Origin of the sequence: Termitidicoccus mucosus (assembly GCF_038725785.1) — a bacterium.
Lineage (GTDB): Bacteria > Verrucomicrobiota > Verrucomicrobiia > Opitutales > Opitutaceae > Termitidicoccus > Termitidicoccus mucosus.
The window spans coordinates 2,612,712-2,625,462 of record NZ_CP109796.1; the positions used below are offsets into that span (position 1 = coordinate 2,612,712).

At 64.8% G+C, this 12,751-nt stretch carries 11 protein-coding genes; 2 read left to right on the plus strand and 9 right to left on the minus strand.

Annotation, left to right across the window (positions count from 1 at the left end):
• The first annotated feature begins 89 nt into the window (after window positions 1–89).
• Window positions 90–554: a Fur family transcriptional regulator gene (locus OH491_RS08975; protein ID WP_068772103.1), complete on the plus strand. Its 465-nt coding sequence runs from the start codon at window positions 90–92 to the stop codon at window positions 552–554.
• A gap of 159 nt (window positions 555–713) precedes the next feature.
• Window positions 714–1,088: a TPR end-of-group domain-containing protein gene (locus OH491_RS08980; protein WP_068772102.1), complete on the plus strand. Its 375-nt coding sequence runs from the start codon at window positions 714–716 to the stop codon at window positions 1,086–1,088.
• A 255-nt stretch (window positions 1,089–1,343) separates the two neighbouring features.
• Here OH491_RS08980 and OH491_RS08985 read toward each other — a convergent pair whose 3' ends face one another.
• From OH491_RS08985 to OH491_RS09025, 9 genes are all read right to left on the minus strand, one after another.
• The gene (locus OH491_RS08985) at window positions 1,344–2,642 is read right to left on the minus strand and encodes a mechanosensitive ion channel family protein (protein WP_334319571.1); all 1,299 of its coding nucleotides are present in this window, start codon (window positions 2,640–2,642) and stop codon (window positions 1,344–1,346) included.
• 145 nt (window positions 2,643–2,787) lie between these two features.
• Window positions 2,788–3,948: a lipid-A-disaccharide synthase gene (lpxB, locus tag OH491_RS08990; protein ID WP_068772100.1), complete on the minus strand. Its 1,161-nt coding sequence runs from the start codon at window positions 3,946–3,948 to the stop codon at window positions 2,788–2,790.
• On the minus strand, window positions 3,945–4,949 hold the full coding sequence (locus OH491_RS08995) for a Gfo/Idh/MocA family protein (protein ID WP_068772099.1): 1,005 nt from the start codon (window positions 4,947–4,949) through the stop codon (window positions 3,945–3,947). Before OH491_RS08995 ends, lpxB begins: the two co-directional genes overlap by 4 nt.
• Before the next feature lie 73 nt (window positions 4,950–5,022).
• A complete protein-coding gene (locus OH491_RS09000; protein ID WP_334319570.1) occupies window positions 5,023–5,745 on the minus strand; it encodes an ABC transporter ATP-binding protein in 723 nt (240 codons plus the stop codon).
• Window positions 5,738–6,973 carry an ABC transporter permease gene (locus OH491_RS09005; protein ID WP_068772098.1) on the minus strand — a complete coding sequence of 412 codons (1,236 nt, stop codon included), beginning with the start codon at window positions 6,971–6,973 and terminating at the stop codon, window positions 5,738–5,740. Before OH491_RS09005 ends, OH491_RS09000 begins: the two co-directional genes overlap by 8 nt.
• Before the next feature lie 153 nt (window positions 6,974–7,126).
• Window positions 7,127–8,620, minus strand: coding sequence for a lysine--tRNA ligase (lysS, locus tag OH491_RS09010; RefSeq protein WP_068772097.1), 1,494 nt, complete (start codon window positions 8,618–8,620; stop codon window positions 7,127–7,129).
• Between the two features lie 233 nt (window positions 8,621–8,853).
• The gene (locus OH491_RS09015) at window positions 8,854–10,452 is read right to left on the minus strand and encodes a beta-ketoacyl-ACP synthase 3 (protein WP_084442503.1); all 1,599 of its coding nucleotides are present in this window, start codon (window positions 10,450–10,452) and stop codon (window positions 8,854–8,856) included.
• A gap of 110 nt (window positions 10,453–10,562) precedes the next feature.
• A complete protein-coding gene (locus tag OH491_RS09020; RefSeq protein ID WP_068772096.1) occupies window positions 10,563–11,240 on the minus strand; it encodes a hypothetical protein in 678 nt (225 codons plus the stop codon).
• Window positions 11,241–11,362: 122 nt separating this feature from the next.
• Window positions 11,363–12,676, minus strand: a complete 1,314-nt coding sequence (locus OH491_RS09025; RefSeq protein WP_068772095.1) for a glutamate-5-semialdehyde dehydrogenase — start codon at window positions 12,674–12,676, stop codon at window positions 11,363–11,365.
• Between the last annotated feature and the right edge of the window lie 75 nt (window positions 12,677–12,751).

Below are 12,751 nucleotides of genomic sequence, written 5' to 3' on the forward strand. Positions count from 1 at the left end.
TTATCGCCGGTCTTCTAATTGAGAATAAATCGCGACTTTTTGAGATTACGACTCTTGACAGTTTTCGCGGCCCGGGGACAGTAAGTGCCGTGAATAACGAAGCTTCCCGCGATAAATTCAAATCCTACCTCTCCACGAAGGGCCTTCGCGTCACCAACCAGCGTCTGGCGATTTTTGAGGCTGCCTTTGCGCAGAAAGAGCACTTCACCGCCGAGGAACTGCTCGATTTTGCCCGCGACATCGACGATTCCGTATCCCGCGCCACCGTTTACCGCACCCTGCCCATCATGATCGAAAGCTCGCTCGTGCGCGAGGTCGATATCGGCAAAAACCTCAAGTATTACCTGCCCAATACCGATAATAACACGCAGGTTGCCCAGATCATTTGCACGGATTGCGACAAGATTTTCGAAATCAACGCGCCATTCATGGAATGGTATGGCAATTCCGTCTCGACCAAGCTCGGCCTCACTCCGGTCTCGCAGCGCCTGCAGGTCAACGCGCATTGCAATTCCTTCCGCCAGCACGGGACGTGCAAGAACCGGCCGCACTGAGCGCGCCGGGTTGATTGCAAGGTCCCGGCCCCCTTGGGGTCAGGACACGCGGGCGGGATGGAATTTCGCTTTTCGGGAAATTCCGGCGCCAGGTTTCCCGCCAGCGGCCTGCCGCGATTTGATGTTTTTGGAAAAGCAGAAGAGATTCCCCTCCGCCTTATGAGTCGAAAAGACGACCATGCCTTTGAAATCAGTTTTTATGAATCCGTGCTCCGCCACGAACCGGACTACACCGACGTGATGGAGCTGCTGGGCGGGCTCTATACCAAAGTCGGGCGCATCGCCGACGGGCTGGAAATGGACCGCCGGCTCGTGCAACTCCTGCCGGACAACGCCACCGCGCACTACAACCTCGCGTGCAGCCTCGCGCTGAGCGCCCGCAAACCCGACGCCCTCCGCGCCCTCGCCCGCGCCATCGAGCTCGGCTACGACGACCGCAGATGGATGCTCAAGGACCCGGACCTCGCGGAATTCAGGGGCGATCCGGAGTTCGAACGCCTTTTGGCAAAAATCGGCGGAAAAGGTAAAGCCTGAAGGCGGAAGCGGGGGCCCGGCGGGGTGTAACTCAACTCCCTCTTTCTTCTTTCCTCTTTATCTTTCTCTTTCTCTTTCTCTTTCTCTTTCGTCAGGAACGGGCAGGGAGAAAGAGGAAAGATAAAGAATAAAGAGGAAAGATTTCGGCAGTGGCATCTCTTTGGGTTACACCCGCGGGTTCCGGCAGCCGCTTCCGCTCCATACCTCCGCGGGCAGGAATGCCCGCGCTCCCGGATCTTCCGGTCGTTCAGCGCTTCAGTCCTTCGGTTTTTTCCCCAGCGCGCGGCTCGCGCTGGCGCCGAGTTCGAGCGTGTGCGTCGGGAAGGCAAACGAGAGGCCGCGCTGCTCCACCGCGCGCATGATGGCCAGGCTGATGCGTTGCCTGGCCTCCAAGTGCGGCACGAAATCCGCCGTCTTGGTCATGAAAAGCAGCCAGATATCGAGCGAACTGGCGCCGAAATTGGTGAACTGCACGACAATCGAATCGGGATCGACGGCGTCCTCCGCCTTCGTGATGCGGCGGATTTCCTCCACGATTTCATCGAGCTGGTCGGCCGTCGTGTCGTAGGTGAGCCCGATGGTGATCTCGACGCGGCGTTGCGTGATGCGCGAAAGGTTCACGATCGACTCGGACGCCATCGTCTTGTTCGGGATGGTGACGAGCGTTTTCTGCGGGGTGCGCAGGCGGGTCGAGCGGATGCCGACGTGCTCGACCGTGCCGGTAAAAGCGCCGATCTGCACGGTCTCGCCGATGCGAAAGGGCTGGTCAACCGCCACCACCACGGCGCCAAACACGTTGGCCACCGTGTCCTGCGCGGCGAGGGCGAGGGCCAGGCCGCCGATGCCGAGTCCGGCGAGAAACGCGCTGACATTGGCACCCATGCCCTGCGCGATTACCAGCGCGCCGAACACAAACACGATCCCCATGAGCGCGCTTTTGATCCACGGCATGAAGGCGGTCACGCCGAGGTCGTTTTTCTTTGCCAGCGCGTGCAGGTGATCCGCGAGCGCGCCGGTCACGCGAAGCGCGAGCCAAAAGAGCGCGAGCATGATCGCGAAGGCATAGGCGTAGTTGATGCCCTTGTTGAGCGCGGGCGAAAGATGCAGGACCTTCAGCGCGATCACGAAGCCGATGATCAGCACGACCAGCGACAGGGTTTTTTCGAGGGCGTGGGAGAGCCTGGTGTAAAGGCCGCTCTCCAGTTTTCCCAGCAGCCGGTTCAGCAGCGCGAAGAACGCGCGGATGACAACGCGGCGGAGCAAAAACGCGAGCAGCACGATGACCGCCGCCGCGAGATAACGGCCCGTGCTGCTGTCGGGATCGATGCCGAGCTTGAGGAGGAAGCTGTCGGTGAGTTTGTCCGAGGCGTGGTCCGCGGCATTCAGATGCTCGACGATGGACTCGGTTGCAGTCGGCGCGTCCGTGCCGGAGGAGGAGGCGGCGGCGGGCGTGCCGGGGGCGGCTGCATCGTTTTGCGCGACGAGCCCGGCCGGCGCGGCGGTGAAAACGGCAAAGGCGGCCGCCAGTTGGAAAAATCGGATCAATGAGCGCATGGGATTGATGAAACGCATCCCCTGGCAGTGTCAATTTTACAGGTCGCAAATGCCCGGAAAAACACGCGGGTGCTTTCCGTCCCGCCACGCGGGATGCAAAGCAAAACCAAGGGGAGGCCGGCGCATCGCTTTGGACCGCATGAGCTCAGCCCAATTCCCGCTCGAGCCAGTCGGCGACGGTGCCGCTGGCCGGCTCATGCAGGATTTCCCGCAGACGCCGCGCGTGGCGGGCGGTCCGCTCCAGGCGGGCCGGGTTGCCCAGGCAGTCGCGCAGTTCGGCGGCGAGGGCCTCCGGCTTCGCGGCGGCCTGCAAATACTCGGGATACATCGGCTCGCGCAGGAGCAGGTTTGCGATGCCGAGCCAGCGCACTTTCACGAGCATGCGCCCGAGCAGATAGGTGACGGGGTTGGCGCGGTAAACCACCGCGCCGGGAATCGCCGCCAGCGCGCAATGCATCGACATGGTGCCGGAACTCGTCAGCGCCGCCGACGCCGCCACCTGCCCGCCGGTCGGCCGGAGCGTCACGCCGGCGGGAAGCTCGAACGACTTCAGCACGCGCAGCACGGTTTCGCTGGGATAAATCACCACCGCGGGCGGGCGTTTTTCACCGAGCCGCCCGTAGCCGGCGAGCAGGAGGGGAAAGATGCGGCTGACGGCCTGTTTGCGGCTGCCGGGAAGCAGCAAAAGCGGCCCGGCGGGATCGTAACGCACCGGCTCTTCGTGCCCCGCGGCGACAAAGGGATGGCCGACAAACTCCGCCTTCAACGCCGTGTCCGCGTAGCAATCCACCTCGAACGGGAAAATCACCGCCAGCGCGTCGAGCCAGCGCGCCATCTGGAAGCGGCGCCCGGCCTTCCACGCCCAGATTTGCGGGCTGATATAATAAAGCGTCCTGATGCCGCCGCCGCCCTTGGCGGACAGGCCGCGCTTGAACATGGCCTTGGCGAGGCGCAGGTTGAAACCGGGATAATCGACGAAACACACGGCGCGAGGCTTGTGCTCGCCGATCCACCGCAGCGTCTCGTCGAAAAGCATCCTGAAAAACGAAAAATGCTTCAGCACCTCGACGAGGCCGACCACGGACGACGCCGTGAGATCGTGCAACACCTGCGCCCCCGCGGACGCGAGCGCGGGGCCCCCGAGCGCGGCAAATTCCAGCTCCGGACGCCGCGCGCGCAGTTCCCCCACCATGCGCGCGGCATGCTCGTCGCCCGAATGCTCGCCGGCGACGATGAGCACGTCCACACGCCCGGCGCGGGGAGGCGGCAGGCGAAAGGGAAGCGTGAGCGGCGCGGCGGGACTCATGCGGGTTTGGCGGCGCGACGGATCTGGTCGGTGATGGTGATGGCGACTTCGAGCGCGCTCTTGCCGAGCGCCGCGCCGACCTTGGGCTGCCTCGCCGCCCGCACGCTTTCCACGAAGGAGGCCAGTTCGAGGGCGAGCGGCTCGCCTTTCTCGATCGGCACGTCAACGACCGGGATCGAACTCACGTCGCCGGGCTTGGCGAGGCCGACTTTCATTTTCAGGCCGTAGGCGATGATGTCGCTTTTTTTCACGAGATGGCCCTTCTGGTTCATGAAGTCGAGCGAGAGGTAGGCGTTGTCCTGGAAGATGCGGATTTCGCGGCTGCGCTTCAGGCTGAGGCGGCTGGCGTTGAGGTTGGCCACGCAGCCGTTTTCGAACTGGATGCGCGCGTTGGCGATGTCCTCGGTCTTGGAGAGCACGTTGATGCCCAGGCTGTCGATGCGGGCGATGGGCGACTTCACCAGCGCGAGCACGATGCCGATGTCGTGTATCATCAAATCCAATACGACGCCGACTTCGGTGCCGCGCGTCTGGTAGGTGCCGAGCCGTTCGGTGGTGATGTAGCCGGGCCGGTCGATGTGCTTTTCCAAAAAGCTCATCACGGGATTGAAGTGCTCGATATGGCCGACCTGCACGATGGCGCCGGCGGCCTGCGCGGCGGCGAGCACCTGGGAGGCTTCGTCAAGCGTGGCACAGAGGGGTTTTTCGATGAGCAAGTGGCAGCCGCGCGCGAGCAGCGGGAGCGCGACCTCGGCGTGGCGGTCGGTGGGGACGACGACGGAGACGGCATCGCAGGCGCCGGCCAACTCGTCAACCGAGGCGAAGGCGCGGCAGTTGTGGCGCGCGGCGATTTCGGCAGCGCGCGCGGGGTCGGTGTCGCACACGCCGGCGAGCACGGCGTCCTTCATCGAGGCATAGATGCGCGCGTGGTGCTGGCCGAGCGAGCCGGTGCCGACGACGCCGCACCGGATTTTTTCCGCTTTTTGGAAGAATTTCAGCATGGGTTAGGGATTTTAAAAATGGGATCGGGTGGATCGGACAGAGCGGGCTGAGCGGACGGGGACGATTCTGGTTTCAGCACGCGGCGTGGAGCGCGCCTTCATGGAGGAGGTATTTGCGGGCGGTCTTGGCGGCGTGGGCAGTGTTGTGGGTGACAAGGATGAGCGCCGTGGCGGTCTCCGCGCAGAGGCCGAGGAGAAGCTCGATCACACTGTCGCCGGTGTGTTCATCGAGGTTGCCGGTGGGCTCGTCGGCGAGGATGAGGCGCGGGGCGTTCATCAGCGCGCGGGCGACGGCCACGCGCTGGCGCTCGCCGCCGGAGAGTTGCGAGGGGAGATGATGCCCGCGGGCGGCGAGGCCGACGCGTTCGAGCAGGCCGGCGGCGCGGAGGCGGGCGGGCGCGTCGATGCGGCCGGCGACGCGCCGGGCCATGAGCACGTTTTCGAGGGCGTCGAGTTCGGGGATGAGGTGGAAGGACTGGAAGATGATGCCGAGGAAACGGGCGCGGGCGGCATGGTCGATGCGCGCGCAGCCGGCCCAGTGGAGTTCGCCGTCGTCGGGGGAGTCGAGCCCGGCGAGGAGGTTGAGGAGCGTGGATTTGCCGGAGCCGGATTCGCCCCGGATGCTCGCGCTTTCGCCGGGCGCGATGGAGAGATCGACGCCGCGCAGGACCTCGAGCAGGCGGTCGCCGCTGCGGTAGCTTTTGCACAGGGCGCGGGCGGTGAGGACGGATTGCGTGGCATGGGCGTCCCCGCCCATGTTTGGGGCTTCGCCGACGGTGTGTTTTTCGTCACTCACTGCGCATGGCCTCCACGGGTTCGAGGCGGGCGGCGCGCCAGGCGGCGATGAGGCCGGCCAGCGTCGCCATCACGATGGCATAGGCGCTGATGCCCGCGACTTCGCCGGGCGTGATGTGGGCCGGGATCTGGATGAATTGATACATCTCGATGAGCGTGTCGGACTGGCCGGTGACCGCGCCGACAAACTTGAAGATGCCGTCGATGTTGCCGAGCGTGAGGAAGCCGAGCGCGAGGCCGAGCACGGCGCCGAGGACGCCGACGAGAAAGCCCTGGATGCAGAAGCAGGCGGCGGTCTGGCGCGGCAGCGCGCCGAGCGCGCCGAGGAGGCCGATCTCGCGGGTCTTGCGCACGACGGCGATGAGCAGCAGCGCGGTGACGAGGAACATCGCGTTGAGCACGATGAAGGAGGTGATGAGCATGACCATCACCTTTTCGAGGCGCAGCGAGAAGAGGAAGCCGTCGTTGGCCTCCATCCAGGTGAGCGCATGGGCGCGGCTGGCGGGCGGAAGCCGGTCGTTGATGGCCGCCACGGTCTGATGGAGATCCGCGCCGGGGGCGAGCTTGACCGAGAAGCCGTGCACGCCGCGGCCGAGGCCGTAAAGGTCCTGCATGCGGCGGAGCGTCACGATGGCGACGGATTTGTCGAGTTGCTGGTGGCCGATCTGGAGGATGCCGACGACGGTGAGCTCGGCGGGCAGGAGGATTTCATCCTCGCCGATCTTTTGGAGAAAGAGCGGCGTGACGACCTGGAGTTTGCCGCCGACGCCGACGCCGAGCGTGCGGGCAAGTTCGGCGCCGAGGATGACGGTGTCGTCGTCGAGGTCGTCGAGCGAGCCGATGACGAGGTAGTTGGCGAGCGGGATGACCCGTCCGACCTGGTTGACATCGATGCCCTGGATGGCGGGGAAGGAAGGGCGGTTTTCGTATTGCACCATGACGAGCCCCTCGGCGAACGGGGTGGAGGCGAGCACGCCGGGAGTGGCGTCGATGGCGGCCTGCGTGGCGGCGACATCGCGGATGAGCTCATAGCTGCGCACCTGGATGTCGCCCTGCGTGTCGCGCATCATGCCGCCGTATTTGTGCCCGAAGCCGCCCATCACGCCGGTGGCGGCGATGAGCAGCCACACTCCGGCCGCGACTCCCATGATCGACACCGCGGTGAAGAATGTCACGCGCCGCCCCGTCGGGAAGAGTTGCTTGAGGGCGAGGTAGAAATACCAAGGCATGGACGGAAATTAAGAATTAGGAATTAAAAATTAAGAAGTTCAAGCCGGCGCTCCCGTGCCAAGACAAAACACCCTCAATACATGCTTCCATTGTTTAACCGCGGCGAAGCCGCTCTGGCGGGCGCGAACGCCCCACTTCTTAATTTTTAATTATTAATTCTTGATTTCCTCGTTCGCGGCCTTTGTCCGCAACTGCGGATACAGGATCACGTCCCGGATGCTTTCCGCGCCCGTCAGCAGGATGCAGAGGCGGTCGATGCCGATGCCCATGCCGCCGGCGGGGGGCATGCCGTGTTCGAGCGCGAGGAGGAAGTCCTGGTCGATGTTCTGCTTTTCCTCGCCGGCCTGCACCTCGAACATGTGGCGCTGCACGTCGGGGTCGTTCTGCTCGGAGTAGGCGGGCGCGATTTCCATGCCGCCGATGGTCAGCTCGAAGACGTCAATGGTGCCGGGGTCGTCGAGCGAGAGCTTTGCCAGCGGGCACAGTTCCTTCGGCAGGTGCGTGACAAAGGTCGGCTGGATGAGCGTGGGCTCGATTTTCTTGGAGAAAATCTCGTTGGTGATCTCGAACTCCTCCCAGGCCGGATTCACCGCGCAGCCGAGCTTTTCGGCGCCGGCGATCTTTTCGGCCTTCGGGCGCGCAAACCAGTCGGGGTCGCCGGTGGCCTCCTTGATGAGGTCCTTGTAGCGCACCTCGCGCCATTCGCCGCCGAAGTCGATCTCCTGCCCGCTGTCGGCGTGCTTGATCTTCATGGTGCCGAGCACGTCGCGGCAAAGCGACTGGAAGAGATCGCGCACGAGCGTCATCATGCCGCGGTAGTCGCTGTAGGCCTGGTAAACCTCGAGCATGGTGAACTCGGGGTTGTGGCGACGCGAGATGCCTTCGTTGCGGAAATTGCGGCCGATCTCGAAGACGCGGTCGTAGCCGCCGACGAGCATGCGCTTGAGGTAAAGCTCGAGCGAGATGCGCAGCACGAAGTCGATGCCGAGGGCATTGTGGTGCGTGGTGAACGGGCGCGCCGCCGCGCCGCCGGCGACGCCTTGCAGGGTGGGTGTTTCGACTTCGAGAAAATCGCGCGACTCGAGGAAACGGCGGATGTGCGAGATGATGCGCGAGCGCAGCATGAGGCGCTGGCGCGACTCGGGATTCACGACGAGATCGAGGTAACGCTGGCGGTAAACCTGCTCGGGATCGCTGAGGCCGTGCCACTTTTCGGGCAGCGGGCGCAGGGCCTTCGAGACAAGCGTGAACCGCTCGACGCGCACGGTGATCTCGCCGGTCTTGGTCTTGAAAAGCGTGCCGGTCGCGCCGACGAAGTCGCCGAGGTCGAGTTTCTTGAAGGCGGCATAGGCGTCCTCGCCGACCACGTCCTTTTTCAGGTAAAGTTGAATCTGTCCCTGCTGGTCGAGGATCTTGACAAACTGGCTCTTGCCCATGTCGCGGATGGTGACGAGGCGCCCGGCGACGGAGACGGTGACGGCATTGTCCTGGCCGTCCACGTAGGCGGCTTTGGCGGCGGCGGAAAAATGGGTCTGCGCGACGCTGGCGCGAAACGGGTCGAAGCCGGCCGCGCGGAGGTCGGCGAGCTTTTGCCGGCGCACGGCGTGCTGGTCGTGGGAAATATCGTGGATGCTGCTGTCACTCATGGAACGGACGATGCTGCCAGAGCGACGCGGCGGGGCAAGTGGGAATCTCTTCCGCAATCACCCCCGCACAACAGGAAGCGCCTGCCCGTCTTTCCTCTTTATTCTTTCTCTTTCCTCTTTCTCCCGGACGGGAAACCTCCGTTTTGATTGAGGAGAAAGAGGAAAGAGAAAGAATAAAGAGGAAAGATCAGGGGGAATGCCCGCTGCCTTTTCACGGGCGGACTGCCCATGCCTCACCAGACGAGCAACCCGCCCGCGAAGGTCATGCCGGCGCCCACGCTGCAAAAGATGATCTTGTCGCCGGGGTTGAAGATGCCTTCCTCGGCCGCCCAGCCGAGCGCCATCGAGACACTGGCGGCGGAGGTGTTGCCGTATTTGCCGATGGTGACCACGAAGCGTTCGTAGGGAATGCCGACGCGCTTGCTCACGGCGCGCAGGATGCGCTCGTTGGCCTGGTGCGGGACGATCCACGCGATGTCGGACGGCGCGAGGTTGTGGCGCTTGAGCGCGTCGCCGATGAGGTCGGCAAAGGCGATGACGGCGTGCTTGAAGACGGCGGCGCCGTTCATCTGGAGGAAAAAGTCGTCGCGGTCGTTGCCCGCGGCGCTGGGCACGGGCCGCTTGGCCCCGCCGCCGGGCCGCTGGATGGCGGTGAACTGATCGGCATCGCCGGAAAGCGCCATGCGCGCGAGACGGTGCCCGCCGGGCGCGTCGGTGAGGATGGCCGCGCCGGCGCCGTCGCCGAAGAGAAAGGCGGTGGCGTGGTCGCGCGGGTTGGTGATGCGCGAGAGGAGCTCGGCGGTGACGACAATGAGTTTTTTCGCGGTGCCTGAGCGGATGAAGGCGCGGCCGACTTCGAGCGCGTAGAGCCAGCCGGCGCAGGCGGCGTTGAGGTCGAAGGCCAGGGCGCGCGGGATGCCCAGCTCCTTGGCCAGGGCGCTGGCCATGGCGGGCACGGGCTGGTCGGGGATGAGTGTGGCCATGATCACGCCGTCGATTTCGCCGATGTCGATGCCGGCCTGCTCGGCGGCGCGGCGCACGGCGACGACCGCGAGCCCGGTGGCGGTCTCGCCCTCGGCGGCGTAACGGCGTTCGCGGATGCCGGTGAGCTTGATGATTTCCTCCTCCGTCATGTCGGGGAAGGCTTTCAGGATTTCCTTGTTGAAGCGGACGCCGGAGGGAATCGCGTAACCGACGCCGGCAATACAAACCGTCTCGCAGGACGCGGAAACGGGAGACACGGCAGGCGCGGGCGCGGCGGAAACGTGCGTGGCGAGGTAACGGGCGACATCGTCGCCGGAGACACGTCCGCCCGGGCCGGTGGCCTCAATGTCGGCGACGGCTGTGTGGTCCAGCCCGGCGTCCTGCGCAACCTTGATGGCCCGGGGTGTCCAGAGCGGGGCGGTGCCGGCACGCATGACGGACATCGGCGGATGCGAGTATTCGGAGGGAGCCATGAAGGCGGGGGCGGGCTCCGCCGGGGCGGGAACAGCCAGTGGTTTGGGCGCGGTGGCGGCGACGGCGGGCGGCGGGGTCGTCCTGGGCACGGAGCCGGCGGCGACTTCGAGATGCTTCAGGGAAAGGTCGGTGGTTTCGATGCGCAGGAAGGGCGCGCCGGGCGGAAGAATGTCACCGGCCCGGGCGATGACGGACTGGATGGTGCCGTCGCAGGGCGCCTCGAATTCAAAGACGGATTTGTCGCTTTCGAGTTCGGCGATTTTCTGGCCTTTGGCAACCGTCGCGCCGGGCTGCACGACGATATCGATGACGGTGAGTTCGGCCACAGTGGCTCCCATGGAGGGCACGGGGACTTCGATGAGCAAGGTATCCATTCTAGGCACAAGGGATTAACAGGGCCGCGGCGCGATGCGCAAGCACGGCGTTTACAGCGCGGATTTTTCCCTTGCTTTGACGGCACGCGGGGTTGCGCATGCGGTGGAATCTAGTAGCGGCGCAGGCTGGCGGGCGGCTCGACGTAGTTGGAGCGGCGCAGCGCGGTATCGTAGTAATCCCGCTGCGTCTGCTCGGCCTTGGCCTCGTCGCCGGAGAGCCGGTAGAGGGAAACCTGCTGCGCGGTGGTTTCCATGTTTTTCTGCCGCTCCTCGTCGTAATACATCTGCATGGCCCGGGCTTCATTGGAGAAGCCGGGCAGGGTCCAGCGGTTGAGGAAATTGGTGTCGAGTTTGCTGAGGTAGCGCGAGATGGCGAGTTTTTCAAGGTTGTCGCGGGTGTAAAGGCTGCGGTCGGTGAAGACCGGCGGCTTTTGTGCGGTGACGTGGTAAGTGGGCAGGCGGACGATTTCGTTTTTCGGCTTGTCGATGTCCCGGAGGTCAACGTTTTCGTCCTCGACCGGCTTTGGCGGGGGCGGCGCATAGGTGATGCCGGCCGAGAGCGCGGCGGCGGCGGAGCGCGAGATGCCGCGCCCGGGACGCGGGGCGGCGGGGGCGGACTCGGGGGAAAAGGATGAGTTTCCGGCGGCGTTGGAGCCCGAGGCGGATGCGGTGCCCGAGGCGGCCGCGCCTTGCTGGGCGTGGACGGGAGAAAGGCCCAGTCCGCACACGAACGCTATCACGAGCGCGGGCGGCAGGGATGGCCATGCGCGTTGGATCAACGGGTTCATGAATAGATGAGACAAGAAAACCGCGCAGTTGTTTTTCGCAAAGGGAATTTTCCCCTAAAAAATCGTCCTCGTCCTCTTTTCCGTCTTCGGAACGGCGCGAGAATGGTTTTTTCAGGTGTTGTTTACCCGCGCACCTGGCCCGTGCCTTCGACAAGAAATTTATAACTGCACAATTCGCGCAGCCCCATCGGCCCCCGGGCGTGGAGGCGGTCGGTGCTGATGCCGATTTCCGCGCCGAAACCGAATTCGAAACCGTCGTTGAAGCGCGTGGAGGCATTCCAGAAAACGGCGGAGCTGTCCACGCCGGCGAGGAAGCGCCGCGCGGCGGCCTCGTCCCGCGTGATGATGGCGTCGCTGTGCGCGGAACCGTCGCGGTTGATGATCGCGACGGCCTCGTCGAGCGTGTCCACCACGCGCACGGCCATGGTGAGCGCGAGAAACTCGGTGCGATAATCGGCCTCGGTCGCGGCGGTGTGAGGGATTTGCCCGCGCGCGAGAATCGCGGCGGAGGCGGGGTCGCAGCGAAGCCCAACCTTTCCGGCCACGAGCGCCCGGGCCACGCGGGGCAGGAGCGTGTCGGCGGCGGCGCGATGCACGAGGAGTTGCTCGGCGGCGTTGCACACGGAGACGCGCGAGGTCTTGGCATTGACCGTGACGGTCTCCGCCATCGCGGGATCGGCGGCTTCGTCGAGGTAAACGAAACAGACGCCGTTGTAGTGCTTGATGACGGGAATGGTGGCGTTTTCCGCGACGAAGCGGATCAGCGATTCGCCGCCGCGCGGGATGATGCAGTGGATGTAGTCGTCGAGCTTGAGCAGCGTGTTGAGCGCGGCGCGGTCGGTGGTGGGGATGAGCTGGACGGCATCGGCGGGCAACCCGGCATGCGCGAGCGCGGCGGGCAGGAGCGCGGCAAAGGCGGTGTTGGTGTGGAAAATCTCCTTGCCGCCGCGAAGGATGGAGGCGTTGCCGGACTTCAGGCAAAGGATGGCGCAGTCGATGGTGACGTTGGGGCGCGCCTCATAAATGATGCCGATGACGCCGATGGGCACGCGGACGCGGCGGATGCGCAGGCCGTTGGGGCGCGTCGTTTCGTCCAGCAATTCGCCGACGGGATCGGGCAGCGCGGCGACCTGCCGGACGCTTTCGGCGAGGTGCGCGAGGCGTTCGGGCGTGAGCGTGAGGCGGTCGATTTGCGCCGCGGCGAGGCCGTTTTCGCGGGCCGCGGCGAGATCGCGGGCGTTCGCGGCGAGAAGGGGTTCGTGCGAGGTTTCGATGAGTCCGGCGAGACGCTCGAGGGCGGCGTTTTTCTGCGCGGTGGTGGCGGTGGCCAGCTCCAGCGAGGCCGCGCGGGCGCGCTTCGCAATGGCCAGGACTAGACCGGCGAGGTCGGCGGTGGCGGGCGTGGCGGCGGCGTTGGTTGCAGCGTTGGCGGACATGGCGGCGGAGGATCGTTCTATGCGGTTGGAAGAAGAGAGAACGAGAATGAGTAAGAGAACGAGAACGATTTTTCA

Bases quoted from the DNA above. Each gene is read 5' to 3' on its own strand.
- OH491_RS08980 (WP_068772102.1), top strand. From the start codon at position 714: ATGAGTCGAAAAGACGACCATGCCTTTGAAATCAGTTTTTATGAATCC.
- OH491_RS08985 (WP_334319571.1), bottom strand. From the start codon at position 2,642: ATGCGCTCATTGATCCGATTTTTCCAACTGGCGGCCGCCTTTGCCGTT.
- lpxB (WP_068772100.1), bottom strand. From the start codon at position 3,948: ATGAGTCCCGCCGCGCCGCTCACGCTTCCCTTTCGCCTGCCGCCTCCC.
- OH491_RS08995 (WP_068772099.1), bottom strand. From the start codon at position 4,949: ATGCTGAAATTCTTCCAAAAAGCGGAAAAAATCCGGTGCGGCGTCGTC.
- OH491_RS09005 (WP_068772098.1), bottom strand. From the start codon at position 6,973: ATGCCTTGGTATTTCTACCTCGCCCTCAAGCAACTCTTCCCGACGGGG.
- lysS (WP_068772097.1), bottom strand. From the start codon at position 8,620: ATGAGTGACAGCAGCATCCACGATATTTCCCACGACCAGCACGCCGTG.
- OH491_RS09015 (WP_084442503.1), bottom strand. From the start codon at position 10,452: ATGGATACCTTGCTCATCGAAGTCCCCGTGCCCTCCATGGGAGCCACT.
- OH491_RS09020 (WP_068772096.1), bottom strand. From the start codon at position 11,240: ATGAACCCGTTGATCCAACGCGCATGGCCATCCCTGCCGCCCGCGCTC.
- OH491_RS09025 (WP_068772095.1), bottom strand. From the start codon at position 12,676: ATGTCCGCCAACGCTGCAACCAACGCCGCCGCCACGCCCGCCACCGCC.